Genomic DNA, 18769 nt, shown 5'->3' on the forward strand with positions numbered 1-18769 from the left:
CTCAAGCTTGGAAGCGCATCAGCCGCGCTTGCGTTCCTTGGCCTGGTTCTGCTGCGCGAACTCCAGCTCCTCGTACAGCGCCAGGAATTCCTGCGACAGTTTGTGGCGGCCGTCCAGATGTATCATCGGCAGGCAGCGCTCGTGCGATTCGCGCACCTTGATGGAGCTCGACAGCTTGCTCTGCAAAACAGGCAGCCCTTCGGCCAGCAGCTCGTCCACCATGCGCTGCGGCAGATTGGCGCGCGGCTGGAACTGGTTGACGATGATGCCTTCTATTTCCAGCGCGGGATTGTGGTCCGCCTTGATCTCGCCCACATTGTTCATCAGCGTGTACAAGGCCTGGCGCGAAAAATCGTCGCAGTCGAAGGGGATCAAGCAGGTGTCCGCAGCGATCAGCGCCGACTGCGTGAAGAAGTTGTAGGCCGGCGGCGTGTCGATGATGATCTCTTCAAATTCCTTGGCCAGCTCGTTGAGCGCGTCGCGCAGCTTGTAGATCTTGTGGCGCGACTCCAGCTTCGACTGCAGCTCCCCCACTTCCGGATGCGAGGGCATCAGCGACAGGTTTTCAAACCGGGTTTCATGCACGTAGCCGCGCGCCGACAGCGAGAACACCATGAAGTTCAGGGTCTGCTCGAAATAGCCCGCCACGGTAGGCTCGATTTCCTTGGCCGCGTCGCCCAGCAGGTAGCGGCTCGAGTTGCACTGCGGGTCGATATCGATCAGCAGCGTCTTCTTGCCCTTGTGCGCGGCGATGGCGGCAAGATTCACGGCAATGGTCGACTTCCCGACGCCGCCCTTCTGGTTGAAAATCACACGTTTCATTGCTGCTCCGTAGTTTGCGATAAGGGTATGCGAGGGGTTCCGATTGATTTTAGCAGATTGCCAACTCGAATCTGTAGCCTACGCCATACACGGACTGCAAACACTCAGCAGCAGCGGGCCGCGCGGCCAGCTTGCGGCGGATATTCTTGATGTGCGAGTCCACAGTGCGGTCGCTGATGTCGCGCAGATCCTCGTGTGCCACGTCCAGCAGCTGCTGGCGCGAATACACCCGCTCCGGATGTTCGATCAGCTCCGCCAGCAAACGGAATTCCACCGGCGTGAGAGGCAGCGGCGCGCCGGCCAGCAGCACGCGCATGCTGGTGCGGTCCACCGCGAACAGCGGCGCCGCCTGCACCAGCGCCCCGGAAGCGCGCCGCAGCTGCGCGCGCACGCGCGCCACCACCTCGCGCGGGCTGAAGGGCTTGCACACATAGTCGTCCGCGCCCGCCTCCAGGCCCAGCAGGCGGTCTATCTCGTCCACGCGCGCCGTGAGCATGATGATGGGCGCCTGCAGGAAGGCCCGCGCCGCCTTGCACAGCTCCAGGCCGTCCATTCCCGGCAGCATCAGGTCCAGCAGCACCAGGTCCACCGGCGTGGCGCGCAGCCAGGCCAGCGCCTGCGCGCCGTCGGCGATGCAGGTGGCGCGGTAGCCGCCAGCTTGCAGATAGTCCGCCAGCAGCGCGGCGATCTTCGCGTCGTCCTCCACCACGAGTATGTGGGCGTTTTCCATGGTCACCTCAATGTTTCGCCAGCGGCAGCCGCAGGCGGATGCGCACGCCGCCCAGTGCGGACGGCTGCGCCACGATCTCGCCGCCGTGCGCGGCCACCAGCGCTTTGCAAATCGACAGTCCCAGCCCGCTGCCGCCGCGCTCCCGCGTGCGCGCGCGGTCCACGCGGTACAGGCGCTCGAACAGGCGCGCGTAGGCGCCGGGCGGCACGCCGGGGGCGCTGTCGTCAATGGACAGCTCGGCATGGCCGCCACGCACGGCCAGCACTACGGCGATGCGCCCGCCGGCCTCGGTGTAGCGCAAGCTGTTCTCCAGCAGATTGATGACCACCTGGTCCAGCCGGCCTGCGTCCACCATCACCGGCGCGGGCTCATAGCCCAGCGCCCAGGCCAGTTCCAGCCCGGCCGCCGCCGCGCGCGCCCGGTAGCGCTCCAACAGGGGCGGCAGCGCGTCCCGCCAATCCAGCTCGTGCAGTTCGCAATGGAGGTCGCCCGCATCCGCTAGCGCCAGCTGGTGCAGGTCGTCCACCAGCTTGGTCAGGCGCAGCACTTCACCGTGCAGCGATTCGAGCGCGCCGGGATCGGCCTTGCGGATGCCGTCCAGCAGCGCTTCGATTTCCCCGCGTATCACCGTCAGCGGCGTGCGCAGTTCGTGCGACACGTCGGCCATCACCTGACGCCGCTGCTGCTCGTTGCGCTCCAGTTCCTGCGCCATGGCGTTCACGTGCAGCGCCAGTTCGCCCAGTTCGTCGCGGCTCAGCACCGGCGCGCGCGCCGAGAACTCGCCTAGCGCCAGGCGCGCCGTTACGCCATGCACAGCAGCCACGGGCCGCAGCAGATGGCGCGCCAGCGCCGCCGCCAGCGCAACCGCCACCAGCAGCAGAACGCCGGACAGCAGCAGGATGTCGCGCACCTGCGCGCGCAGGAAGCTGGCCGCGCTGGTGTTGGCGCTACTGGCCTGGCGCAGCTGCAGCAGATGCACGCTGCCCACCTGCCGGCCGTCGACCATAATGGCCCGTTCAATGCCGGGCGGCGTATCGCGCGGACCGACCAGCGGCCTGCCCTGCTCGTCCAGCACCGACAGCCGCTGTGCAAACGCCATCGGGTCGCGCAGCGGTCCCTGGCGCGGCGGCGGGTCTTCCGGCCTTGGCGGACCGTAGCCGCCAGGACGCACCGGCGGCGGACGGCGCTGCGGCGGCGCGTCCGGCTCCATCTGGAACTGCGGCGCCATCTGGTCCAGCACATCCCGCATGGCGCGCGGACGTCCGCGCAGCCAGTCAAAGCCGCCTTCCTGCTTGTAGCGCTCGGCCAGCAGGCCGCTCACCTGGTCCAGGTCCTGCGCCTGCATCTCGTTGAGATAGGCGATGAAGCCGCGCTGCAGATTAACGCTGGCCAGCCACGCCATGGTGCCTATGCACAGGATGACGATGGCGCTGACGGCGAGCGCGATCTTGCGGGCGATGGTCAGCCGCATGTGCGCTCCGGCTGCGGAATGTGGAGTGGGTTCATCCCGCCATCATACCTGCCGAATGTGCAGCAATTGTGCATGCCGTTGTTCATGTGGGCCTCACAGCCACATCCATTTTTCCTCCACATTGCCGAGCCAATATGGTCTCCACCAGAACAACGAGGAGAAAACCATGCGTGCAACCATACGCCTTGCGGCAACCGGCCTTGCCGCCGCCATCGCCGCCTCGCTGGCCGGATGCGGCGGCGGAACCACGGACAGCGGCGCCGCATCGACAAGGCCCGCAGCGGGCGGGCCAAGCCCGGCATCCGCAACGGCGGCGGCAGCGGACACCGGCGCCGAGACTAACGTAGTCACCACAACTGTCTCCCGCGCGGCGCTGGGCGCTCCGGCGCCCGCCGCCCCGCTGCCTCAGCCCAACCTGGACGGCGCCTCGCTCACCGTCAGCCGCGCGGGCTACATTGACATGGCGAATCCCTTCTTTACGCCCATGGGCAACGGCCGCAGCTGCGCCAGCTGCCACAGCGAGAACGCCGGATGGAGCGTAACCCCAAGTGGCCTGGCGCAGCGCTTCGAGCAAAGCCAGGGTGCGGACCCGGTGTTCCGCCTGGTGGACGGCGCCAACTCGCCCACCGCCGCTGTGGCCACGCTGGACCAGAAGCGCATCGCCTACAGCATGCTGCTGACCAAGGGCCTGATCCGCGTCGGCATGGCGATGCCGGCCAATGCCGAGTTCACGCTGCTGCGCACCGACGATCCCTACGGCTTCGCCAGCGCCCGCGAACTGTCGCTGTTCCGCCGTCCGCTGCCTTCGGCCAACCTGGCCTTCATCAGCAGCGTGATGTGGGACGGCCGCGAAAGCCCAAGCGCCGCCACAGGCGTCAACTGCCTGCTCAATGCGCGTCCCGCGCAATGCTACGCCAGCATAGACAGCGGCCTACTGTCCCAGGCCACCAGCGCCGTGCGCGGCCACGCCGAAGCAGCCCGGGAACTCAGCGCCGCCGACCAGCGCGCGATTGTCGATTTCGAGAGCGGCCTGTACGCCGCGCAGTCCACCAGCAATGCGGCAGGCAGCCTGCTGGCCAACGGCGCCGGCGGCGGCCCGCAAGCGCTGGCCGGCACGGCCTTCTATTTCGGGATTAACGACCTGGAGGCGGGCGACTACCGTACGCAAGCGCCCTTCGACCGCAACGTGATGACAATGTTCGGCGTATGGCGCAACCTGGCCGCGCCGCCCGCCCCGCCGCCACCGCCGCCACTGCCTGGCCAGCGCAATCCACCGCCCGCACCCGCGCAGCCGGCACCGGCCAGCGCTGCGGACCTGGCCCGCGCATCGATCGCGCGCGGCGAAGCCCTGTTCAACAACCGGCCTTTCAATATCACGCAGGTGGCGGGCTTCCCGCAGCGTCCGGGCCAGGTCCAGCCGCAGCGCGGCAGCTGCGCCAGCTGCCACAGCGCGCCCAATACGGGCAGCCATTCGGTGCCGCTGCTGCTCGCCATCGGCGTGGCCGACGGCCGCTTCCGCACGCCGGACATGCCGCTCTACACGCTGCGCAACAACGCCACCGGCGAGACCGTGGACATCACGGACCCCGGCCAGGCCATGCTCACCGGCCGCTGGCGCGACATCGGCAAGATGAAAGTGCCCGTGCTGCGCAACCTCAGTGCCCGCGCGCCCTACTTCCACAACGGTTCGCAGCCGGACCTGCAAGGCGTGGTGCGCTTCTACGACCGCCGTTTCCAGATCGGCCTCACGCCGCAGGAGATGGCGGACCTGGGCGCCTTCCTGAAAGCGCTGTAAGCCGGACAGGAGGGCCCTGCCGGCCCCCTTATTGCGCAGCCACCTTGAAGAAGGAGACGGCGGCCTGCAGCTCCTCCGCGCGCACACTCATCTCCTCGGCTGTGGAGGCCAGCTGCTCCGAACCCGCCGCGTTGTGCTGCGTGGTTTCGCTCAGTTGGCCCACCGCCAGATTGATCTGCGCCAGGCCGCTGTTCTGCTCCTCGGACGCGGCCGTGATCTCCTGGACCAGGTCCGAGGTGCGCTTAATATTGGGCACCATCTGGTCCAGCAGCTTGCCCGCGCGTTCGGCCAGCTCCACGCTGCTGGACGCCACTTCGCCTATCTCCTGCGCCGCCACCTGGCTGCGTTCTGCCAGCTTGCGCACTTCGGACGCCACCACCGCGAAGCCCTTGCCATGGTCGCCTGCGCGCGCGGCCTCGATGGCGGCGTTCAAGGCCAGTAAATTGGTCTGGTAAGCGATATCGTCGATGATGACGATCTTCTGCGCAATCTGGCGCATGGCCGACACGGTCGACTTCACCGCCTGCCCGCCCTCGATGGCCTCCTGCGCCGCCTGCGCGGCGATGCCGTCGGTCACCCTGGCGTTCCCGGTGTTCTGCGACACCGACGCCGTCATCTGCTCCACCGAAGCGCTGGTCTGCTCCACGCTGGCGGCCTGCTGGCTCGATGCCTGCGAAAGCGACTGCGCCGTGCCGCTGATCTCCTCCGAAGCGCGCGTCAGCGCCAGCGCGCTGCCGGACACTTCGCGCAGCACACTGGAAAGCTTGGCCACCATGCCGTTCATGGCGTACAGCACGCTGCTCTTGTCGCCGCGCCGCAAGGCCATCGCCACACCCAGGTTGCCCTGGGCGATCTCGCGCACGATGTCCGCCGTGTATGCCGGCTCGCCGCCCAGCTGGCGCATCAGGCTGCGGTACAGCAGGTACATCGCCAGCGCGGACACCAGCACCGAGAACGCCAGCAAGGCCATGGTCACCTGCAGCGCGCGCGCAGCAGCCGCTTCAGCCGCGTGCACGGCGTCGCCGGTGCGCTGGTCCAGCAGGGCCAGGAACTCGTTCACCGGCTTCATGATCTTCGCCTTGTTCTGGTGGTAGGCCGCGTCGTGCGTCAGGCGGCGCGCCAGTTCGGGATTGGGCTCGCCCTTCTTCGTGAAGCGGCCCGCGCCATCATCGTACAAGCCCTTGACCGCGTTCATGGCCACGGTCTCCGCCTTCACCAGATCATCCGACTGGGCGCTCGCCTCGCGCAGCTTGCCCAGCTCCTTTTCCGAGAAGCCCGCCTTCTTCATCAGCTCCAGCAAGGGAACGGCCGCCGTGTCCCCGCCCGGCTTGGGCTGGCCCGCCGCCACAAAGTCCCAATAGATGCGCTCATAATCCTTCGGGCGCGGCCTGGCGCCGTTGCGGATCTCGAGGATCTCACCGTACTGCCGCTCAAACGCCGCGTCGCCCGTCACCACATAGGTACGCGCCAGCCGCGTCAGGTCGTCCGAGCTTTGGCGCAGTTCATCGGCCAGCAGGTAGGACTGGTAGCGCGCCGCCGTGGCGGCGCTGACGCCGGACTGGGCGCGCGTCACCTGCGTCAGTCCCCACATCGTCAGGCCGGCCAGGCCCGCCATCACGGCAAGGAACAGGCTGATGGTTTGTTTTAGTGACAATGTGTGGAGTTTCATGCCGTCCCCTTATAAGAAATGCGCGTAAACAAGCACTCTACTTAGAAGGAAATCGCTTGCAACTTGTACTTTGGTACACCCCCACGTTGGGGATTGCCGGCGTCAGGGCCGTCCCGCATCAGGCTTGCTGTAATCGCACACGCCCTGCGGGAAGATGCGGCGCAGCCAGTCCTGCTGGACGGGGCTGAACTGCACGCCGGACGGATACGTGCCGTCCGCCAGCGCCGCGTCCAGCGGCTTCAGGGCGCACTTGAACACGTCGCCCTTGATGGAGCCGCCCGCCACCATGCGCGGGCTGCTGAACACCGGATAGGCCTTGGTGCAGGCGCCCGGCGGATTGCCGTTCAGGATGCCGTCCCACACCGCCGGCCCGGCGGCAATCAGCGTGCTGCCGCTGTCATAGCACTTGTCGGTGAACTCCGGCGGCGCAACACCGCCGGCGAGATGGCGCTCCAGCACCGGCAAGGCCTCCATCACGCGCGTAATCAAATCCTCGTCCAGCCGCGTGAACCAGATCACCTGTTTCTTCGCCTCGGCCGCATTCGCGTCCAGCAGGCGCTGGCGCACGGAGAACGACTGCCGCGCATTGTGCATGTCCAGCTTGGGCTCCAGATAGGGCCGCAGGTCGATCACCGGAATGCCCAGCCGCTGCCCGGTGAACACATGGCCGGACGTGTAGGCCTTGTGCATGGCAGCCAGGTCGCCCGCGCGCCGCGGCGACGGCGCGCCCGCCGGATCGCGGCAGGTGGCGCTGCGCCGCATATTGCGGCTGTCGAAGGGGTCGTCCTTGTCCCAGTTGACGAAATCGGCCTGCTCCTTCCAGCCGCCCACGCAGGCATTGATGCGCAAGAATTCATCCGCCGTGATGGCGCCGCGCGCCAGCGCCGCCAGCCCATACTGCACGCCCACATTGTCCACCGGGATGGGCGCATAGCCGCGCGCGTCCACGCCGTAGATGTCGGCCAGGTCGTTCCAGTGTGTCCATTTCACGCCGCTGAAAACATTGGCGGGATAGCCATACTGCCTGGCGCCCGCGTCGAACCTGGCGTCCCGGTAGACCGGATTGAGCACGGTGGGCATGGCCATGCGCCACCCGGCGATGCACTCGGTTGTGAAGTCGCTGGCGTTCATGCCCTCGATCAGCGCGTGGTTGCGCCACTTGGCCCATGGCGAGGATGGATTGCGCTCCGCCTCCTCCCTGAAGTACTGCTCCAGCAAGGGGCAGTCGGAAACCGGTATGGTCTGCGTCACCATGTCCGGATAGGACTGGATGGCGATGCCGGCATCGATCAGGCCGGGCTGGTTCTGCGCAAACATATACTGCTGCACCGCGCCGCCCGAGCCGCCTATGCCGATGGTGAACAGCGGCTTGCCGTAAGCCTCCACAAAGCGCGCCTTGGTCAGCAAGGCCGTCTGCGCCGCCAGCGCCATATTGTAGTGAACCCCGGTCTCGTTGCCGGTGGAGCTGGCCACTGCGTAACCCTGCGCCAGCAGCTGCGGCATCAGCAAGCGCTCGGAGCTGTTCAGGCGCTCGTTCACCCACATGGGAATGCCCTGCTGGTGGCCTATGCCCACGCCGCCGCGCATCCAGTACACCAGCTTGCGGTTCCAGGCGCCCTGCTCCAGCGTGGCGATGGTGTACAGGAAGCGGTTGATGCTGCCCACCTCCACCCGCACCACGAACGGCGTCTGCACGCCGTTGACGCCAATGGTGCGTACATCGGAAGGCGGGTCCGCCGCGTCGTAGGCCTTGAAGCGGCTGCCGTTGTAGTAGAAGCGCAGCACGCGGGTCTGGATGGCGCACTGCTGGCTGTACCCCAGCAGCTCGCGGTCCGAATTGAACACCGGGTGCCCTATGCCCTGCTGGTTGTCCACCAGCGGCTGGCCCAGGCCCGCCTCCTCTGTGCGGCAAAGGAAAGGCTGCTGCAAAGGCTGCGCCCACGCCTGCCCGCACCAGGCCAGCCCCGCCAGCGCCGCGATGCGGACAGCCCAATGTCCCCAGTTTGCCATGGCATGCCTCCTTGTGACCGCACTCCCCCTACTTCGCCAGCGACGGCGCCAGCTCCATCCATTCGCGCGTGGCGCGGATGCGGCGTATCGCTTCCCATGTGGCCTGCACCACGGCCGGATTGGACTGCGCGTACTCATTGCTGAAGACCAGGTAGGCGTCGCTCACCAGGAAGCTGGGCGCGAGAATACGCAAAGACTTGAATTCATCCTGGGCGAGAAAGCCCCTGGCGTCCGATTCCCGTATCACCACCGCCTGGTAACGCTCCGCCTTCAGCATATGCATCAGCTGCAGGGCCATCTTGGCGCTATCGGCGTTGCGGATCGCCAGGGCGTCCAGCGCCTGCCGCACCACGTTCACGCCGGCCGGATACGATACCGGACTGTTCGCGCCCAGCAGCGCCTTGCCATCCCAGCTCACGCCGCTGTCCGCCGTGGTCACCACCACCCAGGTGTCCACGCCGAGCGACAAAGCGCGGTCCGGCACGCCATTCTTGAGCGGGAAGCGGACAAAATCGCGATACGCCTGGAAGGCCTGCACGCCAAGCACGCCGTCCACCTGGCCCGCCTTCACCGATTCGATGCAGCGCCGCCACGGCAGCACCACGAATTGCGGCTCGGCGCCGGCGGCGCGCACGGCGCTGCGCACCAGATACTGGGCCTGGCCTTCGTGGTCGGGAAAGGTCAGCGGCGCGGCCGGACGGTCGCTCACGCACAGCGTCACGGCGGCATCGGCCCCCGCAGCCGCCAGGGCCGCGCACAAGAACGCACACTTCAATGCGGATGCGGGAAGGTACTTCATCGGATCAGCATATCATAACGACAAGCCCATGCTTTAGGATGGTGACCAACTATACAAGGGCAGATACGCTGGCCGGTTGCTGCAATCACAGACCGACCAGGAGAGTAAGAAATGCCATCCCAGCGCCGTGGATCGACGTTGCCCAGTATGCTGGCCAAGCTGGGCGCCATGACCTCTATACGCGAGCTGCAGCTCGTCGAGCAAAGCCTGCTGCGCACGCTGGCCCCGCTGCTGGGTGTGGCGGAAACGTCACTCTACCGCACCAATGAGCACCACCAGGTCACGCACAAGTTGCACCACTACCGCTCCGACAAGCGCGGCCCGGACGGCGCCGCCAGCACCACCGAGCGCATCGACGACATCCGCAACGACGCCAGCGTGCCCCCGCATATCAGCGCGCTGCTGGACTATATGCGACTGCTCAAGCAGCCCAGCCGGCGCACCCACGGCCAGGGCTACCTGTTCGGCTACCCGCTGATCCACGGCGGCGGCCAGCAGTGCGGCTATTTCGTCTTCGAGCGCGAGCAGGACCTCACGCCCGTGGAGGAAGCCGTCATCGCCGGCGTGCTGAAGCTGTACACCAACCACTACACCCTGCTCGACACCAGCCAGCGCGACCGCCTGACCGGCCTGCGCAACCGCTACTCGCTGGAACTCAACCTGGACCGGCTGTGGGAGGAACTGGCCGCCCAGCAGGCGCCCGGCGCCGACGCGCCCCAGCAGGCCTACTGGCTCGGCATCCTCGACATCGACCATTTCAAGCGCGTGAACGACCAGTACGGCCACATCATCGGCGACGAGATCCTGCTGCTGGTGGCGCGCCTGCTGGGCCGCACGCTGCGCCGCGCCGACCTGCTGTACCGCTACGGCGGCGAGGAATTCATCGCCGTGGTGGTGGCGCCCGACCTGGCCGGCGCCACCGCGCTGTTCGAGCGCCTGCGCCTGGCGATTGAACAGTTCACCTTTCCGCAGGTGGGCCGGGTCACCATCAGCGGCGGCTTTTGCAGCGCCACGCCCACGCTGCTGCCAGGCACCGTCCTGGACAGGGCGGACCGCGCCCTGTACCAGGCCAAGGCCGCCGGCCGCAACCGCGTGTTGCATTACGACGCCCTGATCAGCCAGGGCATCCTGGATGAAGTGGAATGTGGCACCATCGAACTGTTCTAACCCGGACCCGGCCGCCCCATGTTTGACCGTCTCGCCCAAAAGCTGGCGCCGCCCTCCACCGCCAGCGCCCTGCTGCCCCGCACCGGCATCATGGCCCGGCTGGAACAAGCACGCTGCTACCGCCTGGTGCTGCTGCGCGCCCCGGCCGGCTACGGCAAAACCTCGGTGCTGCGCCTGCTGCACGCCGACTGGCGCAGCCGTGGCGCCGCCGTCGGCTGGCTGACCTTCGACAGCGCCGACAACGACCCCGCGCGCATGCTGCTCAGCCTGCGCGCCGCCCTGCACGGCGAACATCCGCAGCCGGACGCGCCGGTGCGCTCGCTCAAACAGGCGCGCGTCACGCATTTGTTCCTGGACGAAGTGGACAGGCTCGACGCCGCCGCCATCCGGCTGCTGCTCTCCATTGCCACCGAAATCCTGTCGCCCGGCCTGCACATCTTCCTGGCCGGGCGCAGCCTGCACCAGGTCAGCGTGGCCAACCTCAAAGTGCGCAAGGTGCTGTGCGAATTCAACCTGGAGCAGCTGCGCTTCGCGCCCGACGAAACTGCCAGCTACCTGCGGCAAAGCGCGCTCTACCTGGACGAACGCGAACTGGCTTGGCTGCGCGAACAGACCGAGGGCTGGCCGGCGGCGGTGGAACTGCTGGTGCTGGCCTGGCGCCGCATCCAGGGCGGCAGCGCCGCCGGCCTGCCCTGCCTGCACGGCAGCGAACTGAGCGACTACCTGGCGGCCGAAGTGCTGCAGGCCCAGCCGGACCATATCCAGGCCTTCCTGAAAGCCACCGCGCCGCTGGCCTCCTTCAGCGCCGAGCTGGCCGACGCCGTGCGCGGCGCCGGCGACAGCGCCCAGCTGATCGCCGAGCTCCGCCTGGCCGGCCTGCCCATCCATCCGCTGGGTGATTTATGGTATCGATATCACCCCTTGTTTGCCCAGCACATCGTGCGCCACCACGCGGGCCGGCAGCAGGCGCCGGGCAGCAGCGCGGCGCGCGCGGCGGCCTGGCTGCTCAAGCAAGGACGCGGCCTGGAAGCCTTCGACTACTACATCATGGCCGGCGACCACGAAGGCGCGGCCGACGCGCTGGAAACGCTGGCCGAAGCGCTGCGCACCAGCGGCCAGTTCCCCAGCCTGCTGCTGTGCTGCGACCAGCTGCCGGAAGCGCTGCTGCGCCGCCGCCCCCGCATCACGCGCAACCTGGTGGTGGCCCTGAGCTACTCCACCCGCCTGGCGGACGCCGCGCGCTGGCTGGGCTACTTCCGCGAACAAAGCATGCTGCCGGAAGCCGACCCGGCCTATGGCGACGCGCTGCGCGCCTACGAGCCGGTGCTGGCTTTCCAGTTTGGCGACGTGGACAGCGCCATCCGCCTGGCCGAGCGCCACTGGCCGGACCAGCAGTACGCCAATCCGCACGAACGCGGGGTGCTGGCCACGGTGCTGGCCTATTCCTACCTGGTGCGCGGCATGCTGCCGCAGGCCGCCGGCATGCTCATCACCGCGCGCCGCATCTGCGCCGAGTCGGGCAGCATCAGCAACACGGCGGTGGTCATCTTCGTGCAGGCCTACCTGGACGCGGTGGAAGGCCGGCTGGACATCTGCCTGCAGCAGCTGGCCAGCATAGACGCCATCCTGCACCAGCACAGCGACACCATCGCCCCCACTTTCCACTACTCCTACAGCGCCGCCCTGCTGCTGATGGTGTTGTATGAACGCAACCTGATGGACGCCCTGGCCGACCGCATGAAAGTGGCGCGCGGCCTGGCCGGCATTTCGCTGCATTGGGACACCTTCAGCGCCGCCCTGCTGATCCAGACCCGCATGTGGGCGCTGCAGCACGGCACGGCCAGCGCCAAGCGCTGGCTGGAGGGTGAAATCATGAAAATCGGCGGCAAGCGGCCGCCGCAAGTGACCGCCGCGCTGGAAGGCGAACTGTCGCGCCTGGCGGTGCTGGGCAACAGCCGCACCGCCATTGCCGCCTACGCGGCCCAGCTGGCCCTGCCGTCCGCCGCGCAGCCCGCCTGGATCTTCCCCAGCCAGGAGATAGACGGCGCCGGCATAGCGCAAGCCCGGCTCGACACCAGCGCCGGCCGTCCGGATGCAGCCATAGCGCAGCTGCGCCCGCTGCTCAGCCACGCCACCGCCACGGGCCGGCTCTGGCGCGCCGCCAAGCTGCGCGTATTGCTGGCGCTGGCGCTGGAGCAGACCGGCCAGGAAGACGAGGCCCTGGCGCAGCTGGCCCTGGCGGCCGAGCAGGCAGCCAAGTCCGGCCTGGTGCGCACCTTCCTGGACGAAGGCGCCGGCGTCACGCAGCTGCTGCGCAAGCTGCAAGCGCGGCCACGCAGCCTCAGCCCGGCCGCCGCCGACCACCTGCGCCTGCTGCTGGACTACGCCGCCGGCGCGGACGGCGCCCATCAGCCGGCGGACGGCCTCACCCGCACCGAGCTGTCGCTGCTGGCCCTGGTGGCCGAGGGCCACAGCAACCGCGACGTGGCGGCCAACCTCGGCCTGTCGGTGAACACCGTGAAATGGCACTTGGCGCAAATCTACAGCAAGCTCGACGTGCACAACCGGGGCCAGGCCGTGCACCGCGCGCGCCAGGCCGGCCTGCTGGCGGCCGCCGCGCCGGCCCGGCCGTCCGGCCCATCCTAAAGCATGGTGACTGCCGCCCGGCCCGCTTCTATGCTGGCTGCATGAAGAAGATTCGCCTCTGTGCCCTTGCCCTGCTTGCCGTGTCGTCCGCCCCGCCGCCCTGCAATGCCGCCCCCGCCCTCACACTGCAAATCGTCCAGCGCGCGCCGTATCTGATGGTAGGGCCGGGCAAACAGATGAGCGGCATTTCGGTCGCGCCCACCGTGGCGGCCTTCCGGCACGCCGGCATCGACGTGGCGTGGGAGGAAGTGCCGGCGCTGCGGCAGTTGCAGCGCCTGCGCGCCAACCAGGAGAAAGTGTGCTCGGTGGGCTGGTACAAGACCCCCGAGCGTGAACGCTACGCCAAGTTCAGCGACCCGGTATCGCAGGACTCGCCCTGGGCCGCCTTCGCCTTTCGCGGCTACACGCCGCCGCCCAGCGCCAGCGTACGCGCCATCTTCTCCGATCCCGGCACCAAGATCCTGCTCAAGCAAGGCTTCGTCTACGGCGACTACCTGGACCAGGCCATCTCCACCATGACCGCGCAGCGCATGGACACCAACGGCGACATGCACCAGCTGTTCAAGATGATCGCCGCCGGCCGCGCCGACATCAGCTTCGCGCCGCTGGAAGAAATCCGCTATCACCTCGACCAGGGCTCCATCAGCCGCGCCAGTATCCGCATCATCGAATTCCCCGAAATGCCGGCCGGCTACCCGCGCCGCCTGATGTGCAGCAAGCGGGTGGACGACGACCTGCTGCGCAGATTCAATGCCGCGCTAGGGGAAAACGAGCGTGCTATGCTGCGCAAACGGTCAACTTCCATAAAAAAATGACATGAATTCAAAGGTAGACGCCTACCTGCAGCGGGCCACCGCCTGGCAGGATGAGCTGCAAAAATTGCGCGCGATCATAGTCGGCTGCAAGCTGGACGAAGAACTCAAATGGGGCGTGCCCTGCTACACGCACAATGGCAGCAATATCGTGCTGATCCACACCTTCAAGGACTACTGCGCCATCCTGTTCTTCAAGGGCGCCCTGCTCAAGGACGAGGAAGGCATCCTGGTCCAGCAGACCAAGAACGTGCAGGCCGCGCGCCAGATCCGCTTCACCAGCCCCGCCCAGGTGGACCAGCTGCGCGGCACCATCAAGGCCTACATCAAAGCCGCCATCGCCGTGGAGCAAGCAGGCCTGGAAGTGGCGTTCAAGAAAACGGCGGACTTCGACATGGCCGAGGAATTCCAGGCCAGGCTGGACGACTCGCCCGCCCTGCAGGAAGCCTTCGAAGCGCTCACGCCGGGCCGCCAGCGCGCCTACCTGCTGTATTTCTCCGAAGCCAAGCAAGCCAGCACCCGCAGCGCCCGGGTGGACAAATGCGTGCCGCGCATCCTCGCCGGCAAAGGCCTGAAAGATTAGGGCTGTGAAACTTTTTCGCTGTGCTATGTTGAATAGATCAGCAAAGGAGGACGCACCATGGGCTACCGGGACGATTTCTACAAGAAAGAAAACATTCTTGGCTACACAGGCGACCTGACGGACATCAAGTTCACCGTCTACTTCGCGGACGCGGGCGGGCTCAATCCCAAGACTGTGGAAGTGGACGGCAGGCAGCAGGTGCTGGTGCAGTTCGGCCGCATCACGCAGGACCATCCGCACAAGGACAACATCGGGCGCGGCGAAGTGCACGAATGCTATTCTTATTCGATCTTCAACGAGAACGGCCAGGCCAAGGAATGCGTGTACGGCCGCAGCGAGCTGAAGAAAATCGGCATGCGGCAAAAAGGCGGCGAGGACGAGCACCTGTCCTTCCACACCAGCCGCAACAGCTTCGAGCCCGTCAACGGCGGCAACCTCGAGATCCTGGCCTCGGCAATCACGCGCTTCCAGAATGCCAAGGACAAGGTCGGCGCCTGAAAATCCTGCCCTTCTTACGCATACGCCCGCAGTTTGACCCATCCGTACAAATGGCGTACATTGAAAGAAAGGTAGCTACTGCGATGAGGTACAACCATGCCCGATACCGTTAAAGCGCGCAACGCGCGACTGGAAGCACGCGTGCCAAGCGAGCAAAAGGATTTCTTCCAGCACGCCGCTACGCTGGCTGGCCAAACCCTGAGCGAGTTCGTCATTGAAAGTACGCAGAAGGCTGCAGCCAAGGTCGTGCAGGAACATGAACTTATTCGCCTGTCACGAGAAGAGCAAATTGCCTTCGTATCAGCGTTACTCAGCCCGTCCGAGCCCGGTGCTCGCCTGCGACAAGCGGCTGAAAGCTATCGCCGGAAATCGGGGCTGTGATTGCCCATCATACTGGCCCCTGAATACGTCGTTCCGCTTCAAAAGGAGCACGATCGCAGTGCTTTTGACTGCAAGAATGATGGCCTTAACCGCTACCTCAAACAACAAGCACGGCAGGATGCTGAGAAGTATGTGGCCGCGCCTTTTGTTCTAGTAGAACCCGACGCCCCCGTGGTCCGTGGCTACTATACGCTCTCGTCGTCACTCATCCCTTTGGACGAATTGCCGGCTGAGCTGGCCAGGAAGCTCCCGCGATACAACAGCCTTCCCGTCACGCTGCTTGGCCGGCTCGCCCGCGACAAGACCATTCCAGACAAGGGTCTCGGCGAATTCCTCCTGCTAGACGCTTTGCATCGCGGCCTTCAGCATGCACAACAAATTGCTTCAATGGCTGTTGTAGTGGATGCCAAGGACGATGAGGCCGAACACTTTTATAAGCACTTCAACTTCCTGTCTTTCCAACGGACACCGCTTCGCCTATTTCTGCCGATGACACAGATTGAAAAGCTCTTTCCCTAACAACAGCCGCAGCGACGGCGTCCCAGTTCTGCCTGCTCCACGCTGCGCAGCAGGGCAGCCTTAAACTCGGCGACGCTTCCAGCCGCGAAAGCATCCGCATCAGAACTAGTCGCATCCAAATGAAAGCAACGTGACTTGCTTGCCATGCTGGCGCCAGCGAGCGCGGCATTCGCGGGTTTCCGATGCGTCCAAACGCACATTGGGATAACGGCCTTTGACAAAGGTCGCGATCGCTGTGCCCTCGGGTATGGTCTTACCCGCGTTGAGCAGGTCTTCTATCCACTCACCTTCCTGCATTTTTTCGCCCCCTAAGATATAAAGCTTCATCCTAGTTCTACATCCAAGCCGTGACGTTGAGCGGAATCAATGCATATTCCTGAAGTTAAGAAGCAAAAAGCCCAACCGGTAAAGGCTGGGCTTTTTGTTTTACTGAATTCTGGCTCCCCGACCTGGACTCGAACCAGGGACCTGCGGATTAACAGTCCGTCGCTCTACCGACTGAGCTATCAGGGAAAAGAGGCCACATTATAGTGACCTCGTTCCAGGCTGTCCAGCGCCCCGGCGAAAAATATTCCTCCCGGGCCGGGCCGCCTGCGGGCTGCTTAGAAGCTGCCCTTGAACTGCACGCCCCACTGGCGCGGCTCGTTGATGAAGCCGGTCAGGTTGTTGAAGTCGATGGCGCCGGTGATGCGCTGGGTGTCGGTGATGTTGCGGCCGAATGCTGCCACTTCATACTTGCCGCCCGCCCAGTTGTAGCCCACGCGTACGCCGCCTTCGGTCAGCGCCTTGCCGGTGAACTCTTTGGCTTCGTACAGGAAGAAGTTCACCTTGCTGCGGTAGGACCAGTCGGTCAGCACGAACAGGTTGCCTTCAGCCAGCGGCCAGTTGTAGCGCGCGCTGGCGTTGAAGATCCACTTCGGCGCCTGCGGCAGCGCATTGCCGTCGATGACCACGCGGCCAGCGGCGTTGATCGGGTCCGTCACCGTGCATTTTCCGCACTTGTTCACCGACAGCGACGCGTCGTTGATTTCGGTGAAGTTGTACGAACCGCTCAGCGCAACCTTGAACTGGTTGGTGATGAAACCTTCGATCTCGCCTTCCAGGCCGTGGCCCTTGGTCTTGGCTGCGTTGATCAGCTTGTTGACGTTGGAATTGCCGCCAACCACGGTCAGCTGCTGGTTCTTCACGTCGTACTGGTACACGCTCAGCGAAGCGCGCGCGCGGCGGTTCAGCAGGTCGGCCTTCACGCCGGCTTCCACCGAAGTGATGGTCTCGGCGTCGGCCACGGTGATCGGCACAGAGGTCGAAGCTGCGGCGATACTCGGGGCGCGGAAGCCGGTGGCAACGCGGCCGTACACGCTCACGTCCTTGTTCAGCGCGTAGGTGCCGCTCAGGTCCCAGTTGATCTTGTCCTTGCTGGCGTCCACCGAGGATGGGCCAACCAGCGTGGTGTTGATCGCCTCAAGGGTGTTGAAGTCCTTCTTGTCCTTGGTGTAACGCAGGCCGCCGCGCACGGTGAACTGCTCGTTTACGGCGTAATTCACGGAACCGAAAGCCGCCCAGGCGGTGTTCTTCTGCTGGCTGGTCACGCGGGTGGTGCGTACGCCATTGGTGCCGAAGTTGTCGGTGGTGCCGGTGGCGTCTTCATTGAAGTAGTACACGCCTGCCTGCCAGTTCAGCGGACCGGCGTTCTTCGACTCCACACGGAACTCTTGCGAGTATTGCTTCAGGTCGGGAATGCTGCCTGCGGTCTCCACCTGGAAGGGCACGGCCGGCGCATTGCCCGGGTTGCCGCCGTCGATGTCGCCACGGCTCAGGTACTGGTTGATGGCTTCATAGCCGGTGATCGAGTACAGCTTGACCGCGCCCAGGTCCCAGCTCAGGCGCACGTTGCCGCCGGTGGTTTTCAGGTTCTGGAAGTTCAGGCCGTTGGTGGCGATCTTGTCGGCGTCAAAGCCGTCAATCAGGTCGTTCGTGCCCGGCTTGATGATGTTGGCGCGGAACAGGCGCGAGCTGCCGGTGGTCACGCGCTGGTGCACATTGAACAGCGCGTTGAAGTCGGCGTTCGGCTTGTACAGCACTTGCACGCGCTCGGCGTGTTCGTTGTAGCCTTCCAGCGAGTCGTTTTCCTTGGTGTAGGTGTTCGACACGTAGTCGTCGCGGTGCTGGCGCAGCGCGGATACGCGCAGGGCCCACTCGTTCGACAGCGGAATGTTGAACGCGCCTTCCACGTTGGTGGTGCCGTGGCTGGCGTAGGACAGGTTGTAATAGCCCTCGGTGCCTTTCAGGCTAGGCTTGGCCGATTCGAACTTGACCACGCCGGCCGGGGTATTGCGGCCGAACAGCGTGCCCTGCGGGCCGCGCAGCACTTCCACGTTGGCCAGGTCGAACATCGGATAACCCTTGAGGATGGGGTTCTCTTGAACGACGTCGTCATAGATCAGCGATACGGGCTGCGATGCGAAGGTGCTGAAGTCGGCATTGCCGTAGCCACGGATGTAGAAGCGCGGGAACACGCGGCCGGTCGACGATTCCACGTTCAGGCTAGGCACTTTGCCGGCCAGTACGCGGATATCCTGGCCGCCGGACAGGATCACGTCCAGCTTTTCATCCTTCAGCGAGGAGACCGATACCGGCACGTCGCGGATGTTTTCGGTACGACGCTGCGCGGTCACGGTGACCGTTTCCAGCTGGCCGGCCTGGGCTTGCTGCGCGTCGGCCGATTGGGCCATGGCCACGCCGCCTGGCACCAGTGCGCTCAGCGCCAGTACGGCGCCGCCGGTGCGGGAAAATCGCTTCTGCATCTTGGACATCTTCATCATCACATTCCTGTCTGGGTAGTGCTTGGTTGAGAAAGTTGTCTCCAC

16 protein-coding genes and 1 tRNA gene are annotated in these 18769 nt (G+C 65.6%); 8 read left to right on the forward strand and 9 right to left on the reverse strand.

Annotation, left to right across the window (positions count from 1 at the left end):
* Nucleotides 1-18: 18 nt before the first annotated feature.
* Genes GTP77_RS10065 through GTP77_RS10075 form a run of 3 tightly spaced genes read right to left on the reverse strand, consistent with a single transcriptional unit; the run spans nt 19 to nt 3023 of the window.
* A complete protein-coding gene (locus tag GTP77_RS10065; RefSeq protein WP_161072029.1) occupies nt 19-822 on the reverse strand; it encodes a ParA family protein in 804 nt (267 codons plus the stop codon).
* A gap of 49 nt (nt 823-871) precedes the next feature.
* Nucleotides 872-1552, reverse strand: a complete 681-nt coding sequence (locus tag GTP77_RS10070) for a response regulator (RefSeq protein WP_161072030.1) — start codon at nt 1550-1552, stop codon at nt 872-874.
* 7 nt (nt 1553-1559) lie between these two features.
* Nucleotides 1560-3023: an ATP-binding protein gene (locus tag GTP77_RS10075; protein WP_161072031.1), complete on the reverse strand. Its 1464-nt coding sequence runs from the start codon at nt 3021-3023 to the stop codon at nt 1560-1562.
* Nucleotides 3024-3189: 166 nt separating this feature from the next.
* Between GTP77_RS10075 and GTP77_RS10080 the strand changes: the two genes are divergently transcribed.
* Nucleotides 3190-4818 carry a cytochrome C gene (locus tag GTP77_RS10080; protein ID WP_161072032.1) on the forward strand — a complete coding sequence of 543 codons (1629 nt, stop codon included), beginning with the start codon at nt 3190-3192 and terminating at the stop codon, nt 4816-4818.
* A 28-nt stretch (nt 4819-4846) separates the two neighbouring features.
* On the opposite strand, the gene GTP77_RS10085 is transcribed toward GTP77_RS10080, so the two are convergent.
* The 3 genes from GTP77_RS10085 to GTP77_RS10095 form a co-directional block, all read right to left on the reverse strand.
* Nucleotides 4847-6487 carry a methyl-accepting chemotaxis protein gene (locus tag GTP77_RS10085; protein WP_161072033.1) on the reverse strand — a complete coding sequence of 547 codons (1641 nt, stop codon included), beginning with the start codon at nt 6485-6487 and terminating at the stop codon, nt 4847-4849.
* A gap of 102 nt (nt 6488-6589) precedes the next feature.
* The gene (locus tag GTP77_RS10090; RefSeq protein WP_161072034.1) at nt 6590-8497 is read right to left on the reverse strand and encodes a DUF6351 family protein; all 1908 of its coding nucleotides are present in this window, start codon (nt 8495-8497) and stop codon (nt 6590-6592) included.
* Nucleotides 8498-8525: 28 nt separating this feature from the next.
* On the reverse strand, nt 8526-9257 hold the full coding sequence (locus GTP77_RS10095; protein ID WP_161072035.1) for a substrate-binding periplasmic protein: 732 nt from the start codon (nt 9255-9257) through the stop codon (nt 8526-8528).
* Nucleotides 9258-9407: 150 nt separating this feature from the next.
* Here GTP77_RS10095 and GTP77_RS10100 point away from each other — a divergent pair, with 150 nt between their 5' ends.
* The 7 genes from GTP77_RS10100 to GTP77_RS10130 all read left to right on the forward strand — a co-directional run bounded on the left by GTP77_RS10100 (nt 9408) and on the right by GTP77_RS10130 (nt 15902).
* A complete protein-coding gene (locus GTP77_RS10100; RefSeq protein ID WP_161072036.1) occupies nt 9408-10463 on the forward strand; it encodes a GGDEF domain-containing protein in 1056 nt (351 codons plus the stop codon).
* Between the two features lie 18 nt (nt 10464-10481).
* Complete coding sequence (locus GTP77_RS10105) at nt 10482-13109, forward strand: winged helix-turn-helix domain-containing protein (RefSeq protein WP_161072037.1); 2628 nt, start codon at nt 10482-10484, stop codon at nt 13107-13109.
* A 41-nt stretch (nt 13110-13150) separates the two neighbouring features.
* Nucleotides 13151-13924: a substrate-binding periplasmic protein gene (locus tag GTP77_RS10110; protein ID WP_161072038.1), complete on the forward strand. Its 774-nt coding sequence runs from the start codon at nt 13151-13153 to the stop codon at nt 13922-13924.
* Between the two features lies 1 nt (nt 13925).
* Nucleotides 13926-14504, forward strand: a complete 579-nt coding sequence (locus tag GTP77_RS10115) for a YdeI/OmpD-associated family protein (RefSeq protein ID WP_161072039.1) — start codon at nt 13926-13928, stop codon at nt 14502-14504.
* A gap of 57 nt (nt 14505-14561) precedes the next feature.
* Nucleotides 14562-15002: a hypothetical protein gene (locus GTP77_RS10120; protein WP_161072040.1), complete on the forward strand. Its 441-nt coding sequence runs from the start codon at nt 14562-14564 to the stop codon at nt 15000-15002.
* A 96-nt stretch (nt 15003-15098) separates the two neighbouring features.
* Nucleotides 15099-15383: a type II toxin-antitoxin system TacA family antitoxin gene (locus GTP77_RS10125; RefSeq protein ID WP_161072041.1), complete on the forward strand. Its 285-nt coding sequence runs from the start codon at nt 15099-15101 to the stop codon at nt 15381-15383.
* The gene (locus GTP77_RS10130; RefSeq protein WP_223149328.1) at nt 15384-15902 is read left to right on the forward strand and encodes a GNAT family N-acetyltransferase; all 519 of its coding nucleotides are present in this window, start codon (nt 15384-15386) and stop codon (nt 15900-15902) included. It abuts the gene before it with no gap.
* Between the two features lie 105 nt (nt 15903-16007).
* On the opposite strand, the gene GTP77_RS10135 is transcribed toward GTP77_RS10130, so the two are convergent.
* The 3 genes from GTP77_RS10135 to GTP77_RS10145 form a co-directional block, all read right to left on the reverse strand.
* Complete coding sequence (locus tag GTP77_RS10135) at nt 16008-16229, reverse strand: hypothetical protein (RefSeq protein ID WP_161072042.1); 222 nt, start codon at nt 16227-16229, stop codon at nt 16008-16010.
* A gap of 110 nt (nt 16230-16339) precedes the next feature.
* A tRNA-Asn gene (locus tag GTP77_RS10140) sits at nt 16340-16415 on the reverse strand.
* Between the two features lie 89 nt (nt 16416-16504).
* Nucleotides 16505-18724: a TonB-dependent receptor gene (locus GTP77_RS10145; protein ID WP_161072043.1), complete on the reverse strand. Its 2220-nt coding sequence runs from the start codon at nt 18722-18724 to the stop codon at nt 16505-16507.
* Between the last annotated feature and the right edge of the window lie 45 nt (nt 18725-18769).

The organism is Pseudoduganella aquatica (assembly GCF_009857595.1).
Lineage (GTDB): Bacteria > Pseudomonadota > Gammaproteobacteria > Burkholderiales > Burkholderiaceae_D > Rugamonas > Rugamonas aquatica_A.

What these genes read in the sequence shown, in the direction of transcription:
- GTP77_RS10145 (WP_161072043.1), bottom strand. Translation starts at nt 18,724, where the DNA reads ATGATGAAGATGTCCAAGATGCAGAAGCGATTTTCCCGCACCGGCGGC.
- GTP77_RS10120 (WP_161072040.1), top strand. Translation starts at nt 14,562, where the DNA reads ATGGGCTACCGGGACGATTTCTACAAGAAAGAAAACATTCTTGGCTAC.
- GTP77_RS10090 (WP_161072034.1), bottom strand. Translation starts at nt 8,497, where the DNA reads ATGGCAAACTGGGGACATTGGGCTGTCCGCATCGCGGCGCTGGCGGGG.
- GTP77_RS10075 (WP_161072031.1), bottom strand. Translation starts at nt 3,023, where the DNA reads ATGCGGCTGACCATCGCCCGCAAGATCGCGCTCGCCGTCAGCGCCATC.
- GTP77_RS10125 (WP_161072041.1), top strand. Translation starts at nt 15,099, where the DNA reads ATGCCCGATACCGTTAAAGCGCGCAACGCGCGACTGGAAGCACGCGTG.
- GTP77_RS10105 (WP_161072037.1), top strand. Translation starts at nt 10,482, where the DNA reads ATGTTTGACCGTCTCGCCCAAAAGCTGGCGCCGCCCTCCACCGCCAGC.
- GTP77_RS10135 (WP_161072042.1), bottom strand. Translation starts at nt 16,229, where the DNA reads ATGAAGCTTTATATCTTAGGGGGCGAAAAAATGCAGGAAGGTGAGTGG.
- GTP77_RS10070 (WP_161072030.1), bottom strand. Translation starts at nt 1,552, where the DNA reads ATGGAAAACGCCCACATACTCGTGGTGGAGGACGACGCGAAGATCGCC.
- GTP77_RS10085 (WP_161072033.1), bottom strand. Translation starts at nt 6,487, where the DNA reads ATGAAACTCCACACATTGTCACTAAAACAAACCATCAGCCTGTTCCTT.
- GTP77_RS10110 (WP_161072038.1), top strand. Translation starts at nt 13,151, where the DNA reads ATGAAGAAGATTCGCCTCTGTGCCCTTGCCCTGCTTGCCGTGTCGTCC.
- GTP77_RS10100 (WP_161072036.1), top strand. Translation starts at nt 9,408, where the DNA reads ATGCCATCCCAGCGCCGTGGATCGACGTTGCCCAGTATGCTGGCCAAG.
- GTP77_RS10080 (WP_161072032.1), top strand. Translation starts at nt 3,190, where the DNA reads ATGCGTGCAACCATACGCCTTGCGGCAACCGGCCTTGCCGCCGCCATC.
- GTP77_RS10115 (WP_161072039.1), top strand. Translation starts at nt 13,926, where the DNA reads ATGAATTCAAAGGTAGACGCCTACCTGCAGCGGGCCACCGCCTGGCAG.
- GTP77_RS10065 (WP_161072029.1), bottom strand. Translation starts at nt 822, where the DNA reads ATGAAACGTGTGATTTTCAACCAGAAGGGCGGCGTCGGGAAGTCGACC.